Source organism: Aquirufa novilacunae (genome assembly GCF_045310505.1).
In the GTDB taxonomy this organism is placed as follows: domain Bacteria; phylum Bacteroidota; class Bacteroidia; order Cytophagales; family Spirosomataceae; genus Aquirufa; species Aquirufa novilacunae.
Map to the genome: position 1 here is coordinate 541631 of NZ_JBEWZG010000001.1, position 20614 is coordinate 562244.

The window sequence follows — 20614 nt, forward strand, 5'->3', positions numbered from 1 at the left end:
AAAATTTAACCTTTAAAACCTCAACCCCTCATCTCTTCCTTTTGAAGTAGCCTTCGAGTAATCGATCGTCTTCACTTGGCCAGCGATGTAGTTGATGCCTTGCCATAGGTGGTTCAAATAAACCGGTTCTTGGTAGTTTTCCTTAGCGTGGCCTAGGGTGGTGACCCAGATGTGGCCGCCTTGGAAGTTTTGGGTCCAGGCTGCGGGGAAATAATTGCCGTAGATGCCTTTGTGTTTTGTGATTAAGTCTTTTTGTGCTTGATCTAAGGTGGTAACATCGTGCATTAGCAGGGTTTTAATGCCTGGGTAGAGTTCCGAGCCAAAATAGCATTCGTCTTCTTTTGTCCATTTAGTGGGCACGCCTTTCATGGATGGGTGTGCTGGGTCGATGTTGATGACGGAGAAAGGTTGGAATTTTGCGTGCCAGGTGAAGGTTTCGCCCACCATCATTTTGAACCAGTCCCATTTGCGTTCTGTGCCTGTTACGGAGTGTACGCCCACGAATCCGCCGCCGGCTTCGATGTAGTGGCGGAAAGCGAGACGCTGAGTGTCTGTGTCGAAGACGTCGTTGTTTGTGGAGGTGAAAATGATGACTTTGTATTTGGCCAAATTCTGTTCCTCAAACACCCTTGGATTATCCGATACATCCACTTTAAAACGTTTTTCAACACCTAATTTCTGGATGGCAGCCACGGCAGACGAAATGTTATCGTGCACGTAACCAGGGCCATTTTTCGTGTAGACAAGAACTGAATAAGAAGTCTTTTGCGCAAAAGTAGCAAAAGCAAAAAGCAGAAATAATGTCGTTAATCTCATTTTACGCCGTATTTATCAATTAAATAGATGATGGCCGCCATGTTCACGGCGCCTAAATGTAGTTCTCTTTTGTTCACGTTTTCGAATACGTCTGTCTTCGCGTGGTGTAAATCAAAATAGCGTTGGCTATCAGGAATAAGTCCCGCTAAGATAGATTCTTTGTTGATTCCGGCCATAGGAGCGATGTCAGTACCGCCACCGCCAAAAGTAATCTCAGATCCGTAGGGTTTCAATAGGGGATTCCAGGTTTGATAACGAGCGAATTGAGCCGGAGGGGCTGTTATTCCAATCGAGCGAGGGGTGAAGCCGCCTTCGTCACTTTCGATGACAAAGATGTGGTTTTCGTTGTTGATCTTCGCTTGATTTGCGTATTCCTTGCCACCGCGGGCTGCATTTTCCTCGTTTGCGAATAGAACGAAACGGATTGTGCGCTTTGGCTTGTAGTTTAAGGCTTTCATGACGCGTAAAACTTCCATCGTTTGAACGATGCCTGCCCCGTCGTCGTGTGCGCCTTCATTGACGTCCCAGCTGTCTAAATGGCCGCCTAAGGTGATGTATTGGTCTGGGAACTCGGATCCGCGGATTTCGGCGATCACATTGTTGTCGTCAGCATCTGGAAGGAAGAAACCGTACGTTTGTACTTGGGCTTTGATGGATCCTTTTTTGGCCAAAGAATACAGCATCTTCGCATCATCCGGACCTAAAGCCACTGCCGGAATCTTTGGATATACCTCATCATACACCATGACACCCGTGTGAGGCTCATTATCTGGCGCCGTACTTAAGGAGTGAATCAACACTGCCACAGCACCATATTTCGCGGCTTTACTCGCTCCAGAACGGCGAAAAGCGCCGCTCTCGCCATAAGCCTTAAACGTCTGAATCTTCGTCGGATCAAAAATACTGTGGAAATACACAATCTTGCCCTTCACCTCATCCTTGCGTTTCTCTAATTCCTCGAAACTAGCCACTGCAACAACCTCTGCCTCGATTAATCCATTCGATCCCAGCGAATTACCTAGGGCCATAGCCGCCAAAGGCTGCATTCTCGCTTCCCCATTCACCCCCACAATCGCCACAAAATCTTTCCCGCCTCTTTTCCAATTGGGCACCTTGCAAGGCTGCAAGAACACTTTATCCGGACCCATTGCCTCTAAACTCTTCTTACCCCAAACCACCGCATTCTGTGCCTGTGGAGATCCGGCTAAACGTCCACCTATCTTTTTGGTCAACTCATACAATAAGTCATATGCCTTCCCGTTAGTCATAATCTCATCTGACATTTTCTTAATAAAAAGGCTATCAGCATTCAATTGCGCGTTAGAAAACAGGGGTAGCAATAGGAGAGGGAGGAAACGTAATTTCATAGTCATTTAATAAAAAGTGTGATTAAAGATAGTAATTATTCGGTAAATTTAGACGGTGGGCAGTGGGCAGTGGGCAGTGGGCAGTGGGCAGTGGACAGTAGGCAGTCCGGAGAGAAAATTTACCATTCACCATTTACCATTCACCATTATCTCTACTCTATACTCTCTTATCTCTAATCTATTCTTTGTGCTTTATGCTTTATTCTTTAAAATAAAATGAAAAAACTACTACTACTTTTAACGCTTTGTTCAATAACCGCTCAAGCTCAAAACATCCAAGGACTCCTCAACAAAGCCACTAAAATCATTTCAACTGGTAGCACCTCTCTAAGTTCAGATGACATTGCGAATGGTTTAAAAGAGGCATTAACCACCGGAGCAGAAAAGGGTTGCTCGAATCTTGCAAAACCGGATGGATTCTTTAAAAATGCCGCTTTGAAAATCCTGATGCCACCCGAAGCCGCCAAAGTCGAAAGCACTCTCAGAAGCGTTGGATTAAACCAATTTGCAGATGATTTCATCCTAAGTATGAACCGGGCAGCAGAAGACGCATCGGCTACAGCAGCACCGATTTTCGTGAATGCCATCAAGCAAATGACGATTTCTGATGGTATCAATATCCTTCGCGGAGATGAAACGGCAGCTACAACTTACCTTCGCTCAAAAACGAGCACAGAATTAAAATCCAGCTTTAATCCCATCATTAAAAACTCCCTCGAAAAAGTCAATGCCACCAAATACTGGGAAAAGGCCATCACAGCTTATAATGCCATCCCATTTAGCAATAAAAAGATCAACCCAGATTTAAGTGCCTACGTAACCGAAAAGGCCATGGAAGGTATTTACAGCGAAATTGCAAAACAAGAAAAGGAAATTCGAGTTAATCCATTAGCCAGATCAAGCGATTTGTTGAAACGCGTTTTTCAGAAGTAATGGTAAATGGTGAATGATAAATGGTGAATGTGATGGCTAACATAGAGAATGGAAAACAATAGAATCGATTACACCACCTACCATTTACCTGAGCTTGAGCAAGACTGCTGGGACCGCCTAGTAAGCGGTGCCGTTAAAAGTAGAACTCCATTTCACACACCCAGTATTGCGACGCTTCACCAGGGTGAAGTGAATCTACGTACAGTGGTGTTACGTAAAACATTAGCTACCGAACGAGAACTACGCTTCCACACCGATATTCGTAGCCCGAAGTGGCAAGAATTATCCCAAAATCCCTCTATTTCAGCCTTATTCTATGATGCAGTAGATCGGATTCAGTTACGGGTCAAAGGAAAAGCCGTATTACATCATACGAATGAAATTACAGCCGAAGCCTGGCAAAAGACCTCGTTATCGAGTAGAAAATGTTATTTAACTCGCTTTAGCCCATCTAGTTATACGGATGTGTCTACGAGTGGACTTACTGATGATATAGAACACGAAAACTTTACTTTAGCCGAGAGTGAAAGCGGATATTCCAACTTTGGAATTGTCTCCATCCAAGTTCAATCCATCGATTGGTTATGGTTGAATCATGCGGGGCATCGCAGGGCTTTCTTTGATTATGAGAAGGGGAGTTTTCAGTGGATGATTCCATAAAAAAAGCCTCAGATTTCTCTGAGGCTTTTCATTTAGAAGTGATCCCGCTGGGATTCGAACCCAGGACCCATACATTAAAAGTGTATTGCTCTACCAACTGAGCTACGGAATCATTCAATCCGAAGATTGTATATGTAAAATGGTCCACTCTGGAACCGAAAGGAAGTTCAACCACTGGTTGATCTTCGTTTGCAAAAGAGTAACTTTTTCCCCTTATTGCGGTGCAAAACTAGCACCCTTTTTTAAATAATGCAAGTCATTCGTCTAAATAAAATTACATTTCTGATTATTTTTCTTTTGGGTTTTGGCCAAAGGGCTTATAGCCAAATAGATAGAAATCAACTCGCATTAGCAGATTCTTTGTTTAAAGCGAATAGACTTTTGAGTGCAGAGAAAATTTACGTCTCTAATTTAAAGACCAAACCGCAGGATTCAGAAAATATTAAATTAAAACTTGCCTACATCGCGAAAGTAAAAAACGACTGGCTAAAGGAATTATACTATTTATCCAGCATTCAGGCGACGAATGCCAGACCAGAAATCTCGAAACGACTAGAAGAAATAGGAGAGAAGCAGGGCTTGAACGGCTTTAAGATGAGTATTTGGGATCAAATCTATTGGTTATACTTTAAATATTTTGCCTGGATAATCGGATTCTTACTGCTGATTGCCCTCTATGCTACGGGTGTATTGACGTATTCCGTGTTTCAGAAAAAAAGCATCAGAAGCAGTCAATTCACGTATTTAATCCTCTACATCGTGTTTATTGGCCTTTTTGCAAATTTTCCGGGCTTCTTAAATTATGGGATTATTACCAAAGACAAGTCCTACATGCGCGACTTTCCCTCATCCGCCGCCCCTGTGGAACGCCTATTAAAGAAGGGGAACCGAATCAATTATTGGTTTAACCGGGACATTTGGGTATATAGCTTGATTGAAAATCAGCAAGGATACGTCAAGGAAGATGATTTTCTGCCCATTAACTAGAGGTGTAAGATTTGGAAGCTTAAGTCCAAAATAATCTCGCGATCCGTTTCTGCACTACCAATTACTCCCTTTACTTTCAAATCAGCATTTTTAATGGCCTCGATAATTCGAACCACTTTCGCTAAAGGATAATTTCTTGCCGCTGTCGTGTAATCTCGCACGAAATAAGGGTTCACACCGATAAGTTTTGAAATCTCGGCATCTGACACATTTCCTACATCGTGTACCTGTAAGACTTTTGAAAAGAAGTTAAAAAGTAACACCAGCATGGGAGCTGCGGGGTTTTGCTTAGTATTTTCTGCAAAATGAAAAGCGATTTTCTGTGCTTTTTCGGTGTTGCGCTGGATAATGGCTTTTTGGAACTCAAAATAATTGTATTCCCGGCTAATCCCGATGTATTTTTCTACCTCAGTAGACCCCACCTCTGAACCAGCAGGCACATTCACTACTAATTTATCGGCCTCGTGCGCCATGCGAGATAAATCTGCACCTACATACGAAACCATCAACTCGACGGTGGAAGGCTGGATTTTGATCCCTCTTTGGCCTAAATAATCCACTAACCAAGCACCTAACTTATCCTCCGAAACCTTTTTCGAAGTAACGATAACTCCGTGCTTCACCAGGGCAGAAAACACCTTTGATTTATCAGAAAGCGAGGATTTCACCGTTAATACTAGTAGGGTAGAGGGCGTCGGATTTGCACAATACTCTTCCCAAACCTTCAAATCATCCTCCTTACTCTTCGCATTTTCCTTCGCCTTAGCCATCGCCTCAATAAAGGCAGCCTCCTTCACAATGACCACCTGACGCTCCGCCATCATCGGATATCGCCGCGCCGTGGCAATGATAGCACCGAGACTATGATCTTTTCCAAAAAGCACAAATTGATTAAAACTCTGCTGATCCTCCGGCAAAACCTGCTTTTCAAAAGCATCCACTAATTGATCAATTAGGTAGGGCTCGTCGCCATGCAACAAATAAATAGGAGCCAGTTTTTTCTGCTTTATATCCTTTAAAACCTCTGAAGCGCTTTGTTGCATGTGTAAATTAATTTAAACAAAAATAGGTAAAACCAAAGGGATGGAAAAATATCTCAAGTATTTCCCGTAGGTTTGCAGGCAAAAAAAAGCTCAAATATGCCAATTGCACAAAATAACGTTGTATTTATCTCTTACCAATTAGCTTTCCCAGACGAAAACGGACAACCCGATGTGGTTGAAATCGTGGACGAAAATGAGCCAATGGTATTCATTCACGGCCTTAGCGGTCTTCCCGAAGCGTTTGAAAAAAACCTTTTGGGCTTAAACGAAGGCGATACCTTCGATTTCAGCATCTCCGCTGAGGACGCATACGGTAACGTTGATCCTAATGCGATCATCCAATTACCTAAATCTATCTTCCAAGCAGAAGGCCAAACAGCTGACGATATCCTTCAAATCGGAAACTTCATCCCGATGACAGACGATCAAGGAAACCGCATGCAAGGTTTAGTCGTAGCCATCGAAGGAGAATCAGTTACTATGGACTTTAACCACCCATTAGCTGAGAAAACCTTGATGTTCCAAGGAAAGATCTTAAAAATTAGAGAAGCGACTCCAGAAGAAATCGCTCACGGCCACGTGCACGGTGAGGGTGGGGTGCATCATTAAAAACATAGATTATAAAGCATAAAGAATAATGGTCGATTCGCCTACGGCGATGAGTATATGAAATGGTTTATCATTATTCTTTATTCTTTATGCTTTATACTCTATGCTTTCCTTTTGACATTTCTATAATCATTAAAAAAGGCGCTGTTAGCGCCATTTTTAATTCCTATTCTTTGTGCTTTATGCTCTATGCTTTATGAAGATTGAAGATCCGCATAAGCCACCACTTCCACCCCAAACTTCCTCAAGAAATCAACTCCTTCATCCGAAGCCAAGCCTTTATAGGCCGCATAGGAATTCAAGAAGATTACTTTTTTGATTTTCATGCTGTAAATAATACGCGCACAGGAGATGCAAGGGGATAGAGTCACATAAATGGTAGATCCTTCGACAGAAACACCATTTTTAGAAGCGTATAAAATTGCATTTTGCTCTGCGTGCAAGGCAAGTGAACAACTTCCTTTGGAATCGCGAGGGCAACCCTCTTCGCCAAATTCATCATCACAATTGTGGGTTCCTGCTGGTGGACCGTTATAACCGATGGAAATAATACGGGTATCCTTAGTTAATACGCAACCCACTTGAGCGCGGGTGCAATGAGAACGAAGCGCCAGATTCTGAGCCAGTTCCATAAAGATTACATCAAACGAGGGCTTGTTCATAGGCATAAAAAAATCCCATAAAGGGATTTCTAGTAGCGGGGAGCAGAATCGAACTGCCGACCTTTGGGTTATGAATCCAACGCTCTAACCATCTGAGCTACCCCGCCAAATTATGGTGCAAAGGTAAGCGTTCCGTCCGTAGAACACAAATATTTTCACAATACTTATTAATTTTGCACAGGATTTGGGATTTAGCCCAGAGTTAATACCTTTGTTCACAGGTAGTTTTACAGGTAATTTAATCCGCAGTCAATATGTCACAAACTCCTTACACGTTTGAATATGAGTTAAAAGCGTCGCCTAAGGTGCTTTTCCCTTATTTAAGTAGTCCATCTGGATTACAACAATGGTTTGCTGACAAGGTGATTGTTCGCGGTAGCTCAGAATTACACTTTTACTGGGATAATGAAAATCATCCTGCCTTAGTTCTGCCAGCAAAGGCGAATAAATCTGTCAAATTTGACTTCAAAAGAGGCGATTCAGAACCGGGTAAGCACATTATTGAGATGAGCTTGGATGTCAGTGAGATTTCGAACACGACTTATTTGACAATTATTGATGGAGCATCTACCTTCAAAACGGACGCAGATGCAGCCGAATTATGGGATTATTTAATCGACAAACTGAAAGAAATAGTAGGGAGCTAGGATGCGTAAGATTGATAAATTAGTACTTCAGGCGTTTTTGGGTCCATTTTCTTTGACACTTCTCGTTGTCATTTTCATTTTCCTATTGCGTTTAGTGTTGTTTTACTTTGCTGATTTATTTGGCAAAGACTTAGGTGCGTTTGTCTACGTAGAACTGTTTTTCTATTTCTCTTTAATTACGATTCCGCTGGCGCTTCCTTTGGCGGTTTTATTATCCTCACTAATGACTTTCGGAAAATTAGGGGAGAATTTCGAATTAACAGCCTTGAAAAGTGCGGGTATCTCCATTTTTCGAATCATGCGGCCCATTTTAGTGTCAACCGTATTCCTGAGCCTCTTCATGTTTTGGTTTATGAACGTGGCTCTGCCTTGGGCAAACATCAAAGGCTGGAGTTTACTGTATGATATCAAGACGACAAAAACGACTTTAAATATAAAGGAGGGCATTTTTTATACGGATTTGACCGGTTATTCCATTAAAGTAGGGAAGAAGTACCCAGATAATAAATCCTTGAAAAATTTGATTATCTATGATCATACGAACAATGACGGGAATCGCCATGTGACCTTGGCGGATTCTGCCTTGATGTACACGATCCTAAATAAGCGGTATTTAGTCTTTGAATTGTTTAATGGCAAGGACTATTTGGAGGATGCAGATCAAGGGTCGGTGGTAAATCCAACGGAATTAGCCGTGCATGATTTTAAGAAAAGTAAGGTGGTGATGTCTTTGGCGGTTTTTGATCTCCAAAAAACGGATGAACAACAATTCGCTCACCACGAGATTATGCGCAACAATAATCAATTAGCTGATGATGCTGATTCGTTGCAAAACACAATTAGCGTCGTTAAAAAGGGCTTTTTCAAATCTACCGCTTCCAATTTCCTATACCATGTGACCCCGGTGAAGAAAACCATTCAGTTTTTCAAACAGACTAATTGGATAAAACCACGCCTAAAGAAGGGATTAGCGGCTAAAAATCCCGTGCCATTTGATCTCGCATCGCAACAGGCGAAAAATATGATTACCGCCGGTGAGACGAATAAGGCAATATTAGAGGACTATGAATCTAAATTGAATAAGACGAATCTAGAATGGCACCACAAGTTTACGAACGCGATTGCCATCCTAGTGATGTTCTTGATCGGTGCGCCGCTAGGTGCTATTATTAAGAAAGGGGGATTTGGTGTGCCGGTTGTGGTGGCGGTTTCTTTCTTCATCTTATTATATATTCTTACCCAGCAAGGAGATAAGATGGCCAAAGAAGGTGCTTTAATCCTCCAAGTAGGAGCGTGGCTGGCAAATGCTGTTTTGGCATTAATCGGAGCTTACTTCCTGAAGATCGCTCTGGCCGATTCTCGCTTGTTTGAAACAGACTTCTATAAGGTGGTTTGGGACAGATTAAAAAGTAAACTGGTTCGCACAAAAACAGCAGCTTAATTCGCTTGCTTATTCGTAATAAAAAGAGTACTTTTGCAAATTCAATAATTATTTTAACTTAAAACTGGTAAAAGATGTATTTGTCACCTGAGAAAAAACAAGAAATTTTCGAAGCAAAAGGGAAAGCAAAGTCTAAGATCGATACTGGTTCTGCTGAGTCGCAAATTGCGTTATTCACGTACAGAATCAATCACTTGACTGAGCACCTTAAGAAAAACAAGAAAGACCACAGCACACGCTTAGGACTTTTGAAATTAGTAGGTAAGCGTCGTAGCTTATTAGATTACTTAACTCGTACTGATATCTCACGTTACCGTGCGATCATTGCGGAATTAGGTATTCGTAAATAATAAAAAAAGGGCTTCATTTCGATGGAGCCCTCTTTTATTCCCCCGCTGTAAACGTTTGAATCGTTCAAACAAAACTTAAATCACGCGAGGTTGCGTGAAATTTATTCAAAAACGTATGTCATTTAACATCATTACAAAGCATATTTCAATGCCAGACGGCAAAGAAGTCTCGATTGAAACAGGCAAGTTAGCCAAGCAAGCGGACGGAGCTGTCGTTATTAAGTCAGGAAATATGATGTTGTTAGCTACTGTAGTGGCTAACAAGGAGGCCAAAGAAGGAGTAGATTTCCTTCCTTTATCAGTAGACTATCAAGAAAAATTTGCGTCTAACGGACGTATCCCAGGATCTTTCTTAAAAAGAGAGGCTCGCCTTTCTGATTATGAAATTTTGATCTCTCGTTTAGTAGACCGCGCTTTGCGCCCTACTTTCCCAGATGATTACCACGCAGATGTTCAGGTTTTAATCAACTTGATCTCAGCAGATTCAGAAGTATTACCAGATGCATTTGTCGGTTTAGCGGCAGCTGCAGCTTTGGCCGTATCAGATATCCCATTCAATGGTCCTATCTCTGAGGTTCGCGTAGCGAAAATCAACGGTGAATATAAAGTAAACCCAAGCGTAAGCGAATTAGCAGGTGCTTCCTTAGAATTAATCGTTGCGGCTAACGAGAACGACATTCTAATGGTAGAAGGTGAAGGAGACGAAGTTTCTGAAACTGAAATGTTAGAGGCTTTACGTATCGCTCACGACGCTATCAAATTACAATGTAAAGCATTGAACGAATTGACAGTAGCTTGTGGCAAGACTGAAAAGCGCGTTTACTCACACGAAACACACGACGAAGAGTTGCGTGCTGAATTGTGGAAAAACTACTACGAGAAGTATTTAGCTGTAGCTAAATTAGCTAATCCGAAGAAAGAGGAGCGTAAAGCTGGTTTCAAGGCAATCGTAGACGAATTTATCGCTTCATTACCAGAAGATCACACAGTGAACATCGGTTTAGCGAAGCATTACTTACACGATATCGAAAAAGAAGCAGCTCGTCAATTAGTATTGCAAGAGCGCTACCGTTTAGATGGTCGTAAATTGAATGAAATCCGTCAAATCACTTGTGAAGTAGATTATTTACCTACACCACACGGTTCGTCTGTTTTCACTCGTGGTGAAACTCAATCATTAACTACCGTTACTTTAGGTACGAAAATGGATGAGCAAATCATCGACCAACCGATGACACAAGGGTACAACAAATTTATGTTGCACTACAACTTCCCAGGCTTCTCTACAGGTGAGGTTAAACCAAACCGTGGGGTAGGTCGTCGTGAAGTAGGTCACGGAAACTTAGCGATGCGTGCGATTAAGAAGGTTTTACCTAAAATGGAAGAATTCCCTTACACACTTCGTATCGTTTCTGATATCCTAGAATCAAATGGTTCGTCCTCCATGGCAACAGTTTGTGCTGGTACTTTGGCTTTAATGGACGCAGGTGTAAAAATCAAAGCGCCAGTTTCAGGTATCGCGATGGGATTAATTTCTGATTCAAAAACAGGTAAATACGCTGTATTATCTGATATCTTAGGTGATGAAGATCACTTAGGCGATATGGACTTCAAAGTAACGGGTACTGAAAACGGTATCACGGCTTGCCAAATGGACATCAAAGTTCAAGGTTTATCTTACGAAGTTTTAGCAGAAGCTCTTTCTCAAGCAAAAGAAGGTCGTTTACACATCTTAAACGAGATGAAGAAGGCGATTCCTGCCGTTAGAGAAGATTTCAAACCTCAAACTCCTCGTGCAACGGTTATCAAAATTATGAAAGACCAAATTGGATCGGTAATCGGACCAGGTGGTAAAGTAGTTCAAGATATCCAAAAGCAATCAGGTGCTACGGTAACGATTGAAGAAAAAGAAGATGGTGGATACGTAAGTATCTTCTCTTCGAACGGAGATGCGATGGCGAAGGCGGTTAGCATGGTTCGTGGAATCGTTACTTTACCAGAGGTAGGAGAGATTTACGAAGGAAAAGTGAAGAATATTCAAGCATTCGGAGCATTCGTGGAATTCTTACCAGGTAAAGATGGTTTATTACATATCTCTGAGATTTCATGGGATCGCATCGACACGATGGACGGTGTTTTCAAAGAAGGAGATAAAGTAAAGGTTAAATTAGTCGAAGTAGATAAGAAAACGGGCAAATTCCGTTTATCTGCTAAGGTTCTTTTACCTAAGCCAGAAAAACCAGAGGCTCCAGCTGCATCAGCTGAATAATAAAATGTTTATCCAAGCGTCGCGCATTCGTGCGTGACGCTTTCATTCTGTTGTAAGATCTTATGAGACAGCTAAAAATTAGCAAACAAATTACCAACAGGGAAAGTCAATCTCTAGACAAATACCTTCAAGAGATCGGTAAAGTCGATTTATTGACTCCGGATGAAGAGGTAATCCTAGCGCAGAAAATTCGCGATGGGGATCAATTGTCATTAGAGCGTTTAACGAAAGCGAACCTTCGTTTCGTGGTATCTGTTGCAAAACAATACCAAAACCAAGGTCTTAGCTTAGGTGACTTAATTAACGAAGGAAACTTAGGTTTGATCAAAGCGGCACAACGTTTTGATGAAACTCGTGGTTTTAAATTCATTTCATACGCAGTTTGGTGGATTCGTCAATCGATACTTCAAGCATTAGCGGAGCAATCTCGTATCGTACGTTTGCCATTAAACAGAGTAGGTTCTTTGAACAAGATTTCAAAAACATTCTCTGAATTAGAGCAAAAGTTCGAGCGTGAGCCATCTCCAGAAGAACTAGCAGAGGTTTTAGAGATCTCTACGGGTGAAGTGGTAGATACGTTGAAGATTTCAGGTCGTCACGTCTCTATGGATGCACCCTTCGTTCAAGGAGAAGAAAACTCGCTTTTAGACGTATTAGAGAACGATTCAGAAGACAAACCAGATTCTGGTTTGATTAACGATTCACTTCGTCGTGAAGTACAACGCGCTTTATCTACCTTAACTCAACGTGAGGCAGATGTAGTTACCTTGTATTTCGGCTTAAATGGCGAACATGCGATGACTTTAGAGGAGATCGGTGAGAAATTTAATTTAACTCGCGAGCGTGTGAGACAAATTAAAGAGAAAGCGATCCGTCGTTTACGACACACTTCTCGAAGCAAAGCACTAAAAACATATCTTGGATAATTTTTAAAAGCCTCTTATGAGGCTTTTTTTTGCTATGGCATTCCCAAAAGGCATCATCGAATTAGTAGACTCTTTATACCAACAAGGTGTAAATGAGGCGGTTATATGCCCTGGATCCAGAAATGCTCCCTTAATGATTGCCTTAACCCGCCACGGCGGATTCAAGTGCTATTCCATTGCGGATGAACGTTCAGCAGGCTTTTTTGGCCTAGGAATCGCCCTAAAAACAGTTCGCCCTGTCATCCTTTGCTGTACCTCTGGTTCAGCGGGTTTAAACTTTGCCCCAGCCGTAGTCGAAGCCTTTTTCCAAGAAGTTCCACTAATCGTTTTAACGGCAGATCGCCCGAAAGAATGGATTGGACAATGGGATGGCCAAACCATTTACCAGGAAAACCTCTTTGGAAAACACGCCAAGGCCTTTTATGATTTCGAAACGGATGATTGTACAATTGCTCCATTGACCGCATTAGCGGAGCCGAAAGGTCCGGTACAGATTAATGTGCCGATTAGTGAGCCGTTTTACCCTGAGCCAGGTTTTGTCTTGGAAAAAAGTGAGACTTTTTCCCTGCGACAAAATCTGACAAAGAACAAAGAACAAAGCACAAAGAATAAGGTTGACTTTGCTTATTTCAATCAAGAGATTGCATCAGCGCAGAAAATTCTAGTTACAGTAGGTCAAATGGAAGACAATTCGATCTTCGAAACGTTGAAAGCCTATGGAATTCCTGTCATAGGGGATGCCACGTCGAATTGCGGAAGTACGATTGCGCATGATTTACTGTTAGCAGACGAATCTAGGTGGCCTTCACTGCAACCCGAATTACACATACATTTCGGTAAATCATTCGTTTCTAAGCGAATTAAACAGTTTTTGCGCTCACACAAGCCAAAGCAATCTTGGCTCATTCATCCTAATCCCATCGGAAGACCGGATCCCTTCTTGTGTTTAAGCCACGTAATAAACACGAACGCTGAAAACTTTTTAGCGGGTGTAAACTGGACGAAGAAAAACTGGACGGCTTGGGATATAAATGTAGAAGAAAAGCAATCAGCTTTTTTTGCTGAAAAAAATTGGACAGAAATCCATATTTACCAAGCAATCACCGAAGCCATTGAAGAACAAGAGGCGGAAGTACATGTAGCTAATTCATTGGCTGTGAGGTACATAAATTGGACTTTGGCAAAATTTACTAAAACAGAAGTTTTTTCAAACCGGGGTACATCAGGAATTGATGGTTGCTTAAGTACGGCGGTAGGAGCTGCGCAAAAAACGGATAAATTATGTATTTCGTTAATCGGAGATGTGGCCTTTCAATACGATCGGAACGCACTTTGGAACAAATACATCCCAGATAATTTACGCATCATCGTCTTCAATAATGGAGGTGGGGGCATTTTCCGAAATCTAGAAGGGGCAAAAAATCTGCCTGAACTAGATGAATTCATGGAAACGCAGCAAGGTTTTACAGCCGAGAATACGGCAAAAGATGCGCATATCAGCTATTTCTCAGCAAAGAACGAGAAAGAATTAGATCTGAATGCCTTTTTTAACAATAAGGGTGCCGCATTATTAGAAATTCACACGAACTCCATCGAAAATGCAGCCGAATTGAAAAAGTATATGGCCTTATTTAAGGCTTGATTTAGCCTGAATTTTGGCCCAATTCTTCAAATACAACTCATTCTTAGGATCTTTCTCCAGCGCTTTCTTCACATAAGACGCCGCTAAATCCCATTGCATCCGCTGAATTGCTAAATAACCCAGGTTATTATACAGTAAATCGGTGTATTTCCCAGTTTTAAGCGCTTTTTGAAATACCTGCTCCGCTAGATCAATTTCATTCATCTCCTGTAAAACCACCCCTTTATTAATCAAGGTTTCTATCAGGGAAGAATCAATCGATAAAGAACGCTCATAAGAGGCGAGAGAGCCATTTAAATCCTCTTTTTGCAACAGAATATCACCTTTTAAAGTCCAATTAGCCGCAGAATCAGGGAAAGTCTTCACCAGCGCATTCACACTAGTTAAAGCTTCATCAAAACGAGTCAAGGTCTGAAGCAATTCGGCCTTTTTGAAAAGGGCAGGGGCAAATTTGGGATCTAATTCAACAGCTTTGGAGAAATCCGCTAAGGCTTCGTCATTTTTCTCTAAACTTTGGTAGACTAAACCTCGGTTGTAATACGCATCCGAGAAATCAGGACGCTTCTCAATCGCCTCGGAATACCATTTAATAGCCTCGTGGTATTCTTTTTCCTTCCATTTTGCATTACCTCGCAAGAAGAACGCAGACGACTCCCGCTTTTCCTCTTCAGAAGAGTTACTGCAGGCAAAAAGGAAGAAAGAGGCAAAAAAGAATAGTAGGTATTTCATCGATCTAAAAGAAAGTTCAATTTAAATAATTCAAATTTCATTCGCATCTTTGTAGCTTAATTAAATGTAAAATTATGGCATACGCAGAAATGTTAACCGACAAAGGGTTAATGAAAATCGAATTCTACACAGAGGATGCACCAATCCACGTTAAAAACTTCATCGACTTAGCTGAAAAAGGCTTTTATGATGGCCTTTCATTCCACCGTGTTATCGCGGATTTCGTGATTCAAGGAGGTTGCCCAGACGGAACAGGAGCAGGTGGCCCAGGCTACACGATTCCTTGCGAATTAACAGGCAATAACCAGTTCCACGACCGTGGCGTTTTATCTATGGCACACCGTGGACCTAACACAGGTGGTTCTCAATTCTTTATTTGCCACTCACGTAACAACACGGCACATTTAGACCGTCGCCACACGTGTTTTGGTAAAGTAGTAGAAGGTTTAGAAGTTATTGATTTAGTACGTGAAGGAGATAAAATCCAAAGCGTTAAAATCATTCAAGACTAATGCATTTTATCAAGGAAATAACCCATCCACAGATGCGAATCTCACTTTTTGAGTGGAATTCGAAATACATTGTGAAGTTCGAGACTCCTCATTTAGAGCAGAGCTACAAGTATTCTGTTTTGGACTTTTCCTCCCAAAAAGAAATAGAGGAGCTGGTATCCAGCTCCTCCTTTCAAGATTTCGTCTTACAGACCTTCAAAAATATGTATGCCGAAATGGCAAAACATACCTTTTAATTACCTCCTAACCATTTGTGGCGTAATTTCAATGACGCCTCTGAAGGACTAGCCTCCGATTCAATCACAAAAGCCTTTAAGGGAGTTTGTTGCACAGCCACTAAGAACGTACGCTCTATGCCATCTCTTTTAACAGAGAACACCAAAGAATCACCCGGTTTCTTATCAGTTAGCAATTTATCGATTCCCGGAAAATCAGCTCCGTTCACTTTTAACACTTCATCACCCACATTTAAGCCGGCCACATACGCTGCACCACCTTTATAAACGGAGGTTACACGTCCACCTGCTACAGTCACACCAATATACGGAACTGTTTTAGCTAGATTCGCATCCGTAAATTGATAGCCAAAAGCCTTAAATAGAGAAGCATACGCTGGTGTCTTCACCCCATAAATATGTGTTTTAAAGAACTCAGCAGCAGAAGTTCCCGCTACTTTAGAGAAGGCATCTTCTAATTCCTGATCCGTAAAGCCACGCCCAGCTTTCAAGTAATATGTTTGGTATAACATTTTGAAAACATCATCTAGGCATTTAGTTCCTTTCGTTTGTTGAATGATCCACATATTTAAAACTCCTCCTAATAAAGCCCCTTTGTCATAATAGGACACAGACGCGTTGCGCGAGTTCTCGTTCGGACGGTAATACTTAATCCAAGCATCCCAGCTAGATTCAGCCGCAGATTCTACCTGATTCCCAGGCGTATTTTCTACTCCAGAAATATCGTCGCCTAAACCTTTGATATAATCCGATGTAGAAACTAATCCCGTACGCTGATTAATCACGTCAGCATAATAGCTCGTGATGCCCTCTGAGAACCATAAATTATGTGTGTAGTTCTCATTTTCGTAGTCGAATGGTCCCAAAGCCTTCGGGCGAATACGCTTCACATTCCATAAATGGAAATACTCATGCGCTAATAAGTTCAAAATACCTTGATAGCCTTTCGGCGTTTCATAGCTAGAACGAGTGACTTGACAAGTCGTTGAATACAAGTGCTCTAAACCGCCACCACCGCGATTTAAATTATGAATAATGAATAAATAATGATCGCAAGGATGTTCTCCTACCACTTTTTGGGCTTCCTCTGCCATCTTCTGCACATCCGCTAAGAATTTCACAGAATCGACTTTAGCAGGACCATAAAAGGCAATTTGATGAGGAATATTATTCACTTTAAAGTCCCAAACCTTGTGATTTCCAATCTCGATAGGGGAGTCAATCAATTCATCTAGATTCTTCGCGATGTAATTGAAGCCGCCTACATTCTTCATCGCAGTAGAAACCTTTTTGAAATCTTTATGTGGAATAATGCTCACTTCCTGCGGTCCTGCAGCGAATTTTGGGGCATACATCAAAACACTCGCTGGATTTATGTAGCCATGTGCATCATCTAAAAACGACGTACGAACAGACATTTCATAAGCATAAACACGGTAATGCACCGAAATTTGCTTCATTCCCGCTGTCAAGGCAACGCGCCACGTGTTTTTATTGATCTTCGAGATGGCGATTTTTTGACCGTTAGATTCAGCCGTTACGGATTCCACATTTTTCGCGAATTCACGAATTAAATAGGATCCTGGCGTCCAAGCAGCCATTTTAAGGTCAATAAAATTGGTCTCTTTACTGACATCAACCGTCGTTTTTACCTCAAAATAATGAGAAAACGGTTCTGACATACTGATTTGGTGCTTGATAGGCCCTGCTAGCGTGCAGAATGACATAAGCACACTGAATAATAGAAGTTTTATATTCATTGGAATATTTGTTGAGAAATAGATTTTAGTAAAATTATAAAAATCAGCCGTATAGTCTAGCATATGCTATTTTTTTCCAAATAATTCTAAATCACTAGACAATTATTTAACATAAAAATCGTATTATTGTTTAGTCGTGATAATTGACAATAAACCTATGGTATTTAGATCATCCTTTTACTTCCTCGTCTTATTTCTTTCGCTAACTTTCTCGTCATTTTCCCAGCAATCCATTGCCTTTGAGAATAGCTTGATTCATTTCAATCAGGGGAAAGAGTATTTTGAAGCGGCAAACTATGTGGCAGCGCGCGAAGAATTTGCTAATTATGTAAGCAGACAATCGGATGGGCAAAAAAATGAGGTAATTCTAGCGGAATACTACCAAGTTTTATGCTCACTTTATCTAAATCAACCAGAAATTGACGTTTTAGGGTATCATTTTAACTTAAATCACCCGAATAGCCCTCAGAGTAATTTATTGTTCAGAAAAATAGGTTTGTACTTCTATGATATCGCTAATTACGCTAAATCCATTCGCTACTTAGAAAATTCCTCTTTGGGGAATGTAGAGGCTCGGTATAAATTAGGGGTTGCCTATTTTGAGACAAAGGATTTTGAAAATGCATTAGCCTTATTCAATGAAGTAAAAACAGATCCAGACGAGGAATATGCCTTTTCTGCAGCCTATTATGCGGGTGTTATTCAGTACCAGCAAAAAAACTACCTAAACGCGATTGCTGATTTCAAAAAGTCCAACGGCCATTCAAAATACCGCAAAGACCTACCTTATTGGTTAATTTCTTCCTACCAACAAACGGCTCAATGGGATGAATTATTAAAATATGCGGAGCCTATCATCTCAACACATCCGGATTTGGCCTTATTAGTAGCCGAGGTTCAATTCAAGAAAGGCTTGTACGCAAAATCAGCTAAAAGCTTTGATGATTATTTAAAAGAACATAAAAATGAGGCAGCCAGCTATAAAAAAGGCTATGCCTTGTATTCAGTAGATAAATTCGAAGAGGCAATCAAAGCCATATCGGGTCTATTAAAACAGGATTCATTAGGCCAAAAAGCCTATTATCTGCAAGGATTAGCCAATTTAAAACTAGGTAAGAAAATGGAAGCTGCTGCCAGCTTCACTCAATCAGGTGCCCTAGCATTCGATGCTTCACAACAAGAAGAAGCACAATTTAAATCGATCTCTATTTCTGTGGATATAGGTAAGTGGTCTGAGAGTCTTTTGGCCATTGAGCGATTTGGGAAAACCTATCCGAAAAGTTCATTCACTGCAGCTTACCAAAGCTTTGCGGCAGATGCCATCCTTAAATTACCTGCCTTAAAACCAGCGACAACACTTATCAAATCAGGCATTCCAGTGTCAGAAGAGATGAAAGTAGCCTATCAAACCCTAACCTATAATTTAGGAATCAAGGCCTACAATCAGGAGCAATACAAAGAGGCTATTACTTATTTCGATCAAGCGATTGCACAGGCTGCGAATCAAAATTTGACAGACGAAGCTTCCTTCGGTAAAGCGGAATGTCTTTCTCAATTAAAAGACTTTGAAGCAGCCATTCAGATCTACAAGCCATTACTAAGTGGAAAACATTCATCGGATTTCTTACAAAGAAACCGCATCGGTATCGCCTATGCCTATTTCTCTGTTAAGGAATTCACGAATGCGAATACATACTTTAAAACCTATGTAGATCAATTAAAGGCTAATCCAACAGGCAAAGCGAATGCTAACGCGCTTTTACGTCTAGCAGACACCTATTTAGTTGCAAAAAACTACAGCGAAGCTTTGACCTATTATAATCAAGCTATCGAAAATATTAAAACGGAAAAAGACTATGCTTTGTACCAAAAAGGGATCACGCTTGTCTATTTAGAACGCGATGCAGAAGCCAAAGCAACTTTCCAATTATTAAAGAAGTCGTATCCGAACACGAAGTTTGGAGACGATGCTAGCTTCCAAGAAAACTTGATATCCTTCCGCACGGGCAAATACCAAGAGGCGATTGATGGTTTCACCGAACTGATTAATAATCAACCAAATAGTCCATACTACGCTGAGTCGATTCTGAAAAGAGCTCAGTCGTATTCAAATGCGAAACAACCAGAAAAAGCGATCACTGATTATAAAATCGTGATTGAAAAGTATGCAAAAGAGGCATTTGCCAAAGATGCAGTGGCTGGTTTACAGGAAGAATTGAATGGGGTAGGGCGACCAGAGGAAATGACGGCTTATTTAAGTATGTACCAAAATGGGAACTTAAATGAAGAGGAAAAAATAGATTTAGAGTACCAAGCTGCTAAAGGAATCTATTTAGGGGAGAAATACGATAAGGCAATCGAACCTTTGAAAAACTTCGTGGCTCACTTCCCAGCAGATGAACGCGTAAGTGAAGTAACCTACCTAATCGCAGATGCAGCGAATAGATCAAATAACAAGGCGTTAGCTTTCGAATTCTATAAAAAGGTGATTGAGCAAAACGTTCATCCTTCGCTTAACTCAGTGATTGCTAAAGTAGCTGATATCGAATTTGATTCAGCAGCTTACACACCAGCCATCGGTCATTACCGTCTATTAAAAGAGAAAGGTGTTGACTCTACCGTAATTCAACGCGCAAACAAACGCATTTTAGAATCTTACCTAAAATTTGGTGAATTAGATTCAGCCCTGATTGCCTACCAAGAGTTCCAAGCAAGTGCAGGAAAAGAGGCTGAAAGCGTAGAACAAGCTGCCTTATTGTACCTCGATATTATTCAATTAAATAATGCCAAAGGAAATTATGCCACCTCGAATGAAATGATCCTAGATAAATTCAGAAATGAGTTTGCAGAGGTTTCAGATGCCACCTTAGGTAAGGCCTATCTCTTATTAGCTAAAAACTTATTCGAGTTGAAAAACCTAGCTCAAACAAGAGCTACCTTAAAATCCATCATTGATAATTCAGAGGACAAAGAAAGCGTAGAAGCAGCAAAAGCCCTTTTGAAAACCTATTTCCCTAAATAATGC

The 20614-nt window shown here is 41.1% G+C and carries 19 protein-coding genes and 2 tRNA genes; 13 read left to right on the top strand and 8 right to left on the bottom strand.

The features are described from left to right. Positions 1 to 12 precede the first annotated feature (12 nt). Together V7S74_RS02455 and V7S74_RS02460 are read right to left on the bottom strand one after the other, a co-directional pair. Positions 13 to 816, bottom strand: a complete 804-nt coding sequence (locus V7S74_RS02455; RefSeq protein ID WP_406777186.1) for a ThuA domain-containing protein — start codon at positions 814 to 816, stop codon at positions 13 to 15. Continuing rightward, positions 813 to 2183 (bottom strand): M20/M25/M40 family metallo-hydrolase, encoded by a 1371-nt coding sequence (locus tag V7S74_RS02460; protein ID WP_406777187.1) that lies wholly within the window; start codon positions 2181 to 2183, stop codon positions 813 to 815. Before V7S74_RS02460 ends, V7S74_RS02455 begins: the two co-directional genes overlap by 4 nt. 216 nt (positions 2184 to 2399) lie before the next feature. Here V7S74_RS02460 and V7S74_RS02465 point away from each other — a divergent pair, with 216 nt between their 5' ends. Together V7S74_RS02465 and V7S74_RS02470 are read left to right on the top strand one after the other, a co-directional pair. Then, positions 2400 to 3116 carry a DUF4197 domain-containing protein gene (locus V7S74_RS02465; RefSeq protein WP_406777188.1) on the top strand — a complete coding sequence of 239 codons (717 nt, stop codon included), beginning with the start codon at positions 2400 to 2402 and terminating at the stop codon, positions 3114 to 3116. A 48-nt stretch (positions 3117 to 3164) separates the two neighbouring features. Continuing rightward, on the top strand, positions 3165 to 3776 hold the full coding sequence (locus tag V7S74_RS02470; protein WP_406777189.1) for a pyridoxamine 5'-phosphate oxidase family protein: 612 nt from the start codon (positions 3165 to 3167) through the stop codon (positions 3774 to 3776). A 39-nt stretch (positions 3777 to 3815) separates the two neighbouring features. Here V7S74_RS02470 and V7S74_RS02475 read toward each other — a convergent pair. Further along, positions 3816 to 3888 (bottom strand) — tRNA-Lys (locus tag V7S74_RS02475). Between the two features lie 137 nt (positions 3889 to 4025). Here V7S74_RS02475 and V7S74_RS02480 point away from each other — a divergent pair. Then, entirely contained in the window at positions 4026 to 4763 is a 738-nt protein-coding gene (locus tag V7S74_RS02480) for an SH3 domain-containing protein (protein WP_406777190.1), read from the top strand. Here V7S74_RS02480 and holA read toward each other — a convergent pair. After that, positions 4760 to 5806, bottom strand: a complete 1047-nt coding sequence (gene holA, locus V7S74_RS02485) for a DNA polymerase III subunit delta (RefSeq protein ID WP_406777191.1) — start codon at positions 5804 to 5806, stop codon at positions 4760 to 4762. The two genes, V7S74_RS02480 and holA, sit on opposite strands and share 4 nt — an antisense overlap. 96 nt (positions 5807 to 5902) lie before the next feature. Between holA and V7S74_RS02490 the strand changes: the two genes are divergently transcribed. Next, entirely contained in the window at positions 5903 to 6415 is a 513-nt protein-coding gene (locus V7S74_RS02490; RefSeq protein ID WP_406777192.1) for an FKBP-type peptidyl-prolyl cis-trans isomerase, read from the top strand. Between the two features lie 194 nt (positions 6416 to 6609). Here the strand turns inward: V7S74_RS02490 and V7S74_RS02495 are convergent, their stop codons facing one another. Together V7S74_RS02495 and V7S74_RS02500 are read right to left on the bottom strand one after the other, a co-directional pair. Further along, on the bottom strand, positions 6610 to 7077 hold the full coding sequence (locus tag V7S74_RS02495; protein ID WP_406777193.1) for a deoxycytidylate deaminase: 468 nt from the start codon (positions 7075 to 7077) through the stop codon (positions 6610 to 6612). A 33-nt stretch (positions 7078 to 7110) separates the two neighbouring features. After that, positions 7111 to 7184: transfer RNA gene (locus V7S74_RS02500), tRNA-Met, on the bottom strand. A gap of 147 nt (positions 7185 to 7331) precedes the next feature. On the opposite strand from V7S74_RS02500, the gene V7S74_RS02505 reads away from it, so the two are divergent. The 6 genes from V7S74_RS02505 to menD all read left to right on the top strand — a co-directional run bounded on the left by V7S74_RS02505 (position 7332) and on the right by menD (position 14352). Further along, positions 7332 to 7724 carry an START-like domain-containing protein gene (locus V7S74_RS02505; RefSeq protein WP_406777194.1) on the top strand — a complete coding sequence of 131 codons (393 nt, stop codon included), beginning with the start codon at positions 7332 to 7334 and terminating at the stop codon, positions 7722 to 7724. Position 7725: 1 nt separating this feature from the next. Beyond that, positions 7726 to 9165 carry an LptF/LptG family permease gene (locus V7S74_RS02510; RefSeq protein ID WP_406777195.1) on the top strand — a complete coding sequence of 480 codons (1440 nt, stop codon included), beginning with the start codon at positions 7726 to 7728 and terminating at the stop codon, positions 9163 to 9165. Between the two features lie 74 nt (positions 9166 to 9239). Then, positions 9240 to 9515, top strand: coding sequence for a 30S ribosomal protein S15 (gene rpsO, locus V7S74_RS02515; RefSeq protein WP_223130500.1), 276 nt, complete (start codon positions 9240 to 9242; stop codon positions 9513 to 9515). Positions 9516 to 9630: 115 nt separating this feature from the next. After that, entirely contained in the window at positions 9631 to 11784 is a 2154-nt protein-coding gene (gene pnp, locus V7S74_RS02520) for a polyribonucleotide nucleotidyltransferase (protein WP_406777196.1), read from the top strand. Between the two features lie 62 nt (positions 11785 to 11846). Then, entirely contained in the window at positions 11847 to 12710 is an 864-nt protein-coding gene (locus tag V7S74_RS02525) for a sigma-70 family RNA polymerase sigma factor (RefSeq protein ID WP_109323139.1), read from the top strand. 34 nt (positions 12711 to 12744) lie between these two features. Continuing rightward, positions 12745 to 14352 (top strand): 2-succinyl-5-enolpyruvyl-6-hydroxy-3-cyclohexene-1-carboxylic-acid synthase, encoded by a 1608-nt coding sequence (menD, locus tag V7S74_RS02530; RefSeq protein WP_406777197.1) that lies wholly within the window; start codon positions 12745 to 12747, stop codon positions 14350 to 14352. On the opposite strand, the gene V7S74_RS02535 is transcribed toward menD, so the two are convergent. Beyond that, positions 14338 to 15081 carry a tetratricopeptide repeat protein gene (locus tag V7S74_RS02535; RefSeq protein WP_406777198.1) on the bottom strand — a complete coding sequence of 248 codons (744 nt, stop codon included), beginning with the start codon at positions 15079 to 15081 and terminating at the stop codon, positions 14338 to 14340. The genes menD and V7S74_RS02535 overlap by 15 nt on opposite strands. A gap of 74 nt (positions 15082 to 15155) precedes the next feature. Here V7S74_RS02535 and V7S74_RS02540 point away from each other — a divergent pair, with 74 nt between their 5' ends. After that, positions 15156 to 15593: a peptidylprolyl isomerase gene (locus V7S74_RS02540; protein ID WP_406777199.1), complete on the top strand. Its 438-nt coding sequence runs from the start codon at positions 15156 to 15158 to the stop codon at positions 15591 to 15593. Continuing rightward, complete coding sequence (locus tag V7S74_RS02545) at positions 15593 to 15829, top strand: hypothetical protein (protein ID WP_406777200.1); 237 nt, start codon at positions 15593 to 15595, stop codon at positions 15827 to 15829. Before V7S74_RS02540 ends, V7S74_RS02545 begins: the two co-directional genes overlap by 1 nt. Here V7S74_RS02545 and V7S74_RS02550 read toward each other — a convergent pair. After that, positions 15826 to 17556, bottom strand: coding sequence for a M61 family metallopeptidase (locus V7S74_RS02550; protein WP_406777201.1), 1731 nt, complete (start codon positions 17554 to 17556; stop codon positions 15826 to 15828). The genes V7S74_RS02545 and V7S74_RS02550 overlap by 4 nt on opposite strands. A 190-nt stretch (positions 17557 to 17746) precedes the next feature. On the opposite strand from V7S74_RS02550, the gene V7S74_RS02555 reads away from it, so the two are divergent. Next, positions 17747 to 20611, top strand: coding sequence for a tetratricopeptide repeat protein (locus tag V7S74_RS02555; RefSeq protein ID WP_406777202.1), 2865 nt, complete (start codon positions 17747 to 17749; stop codon positions 20609 to 20611). Positions 20612 to 20614: the final 3 nt, after the last annotated feature.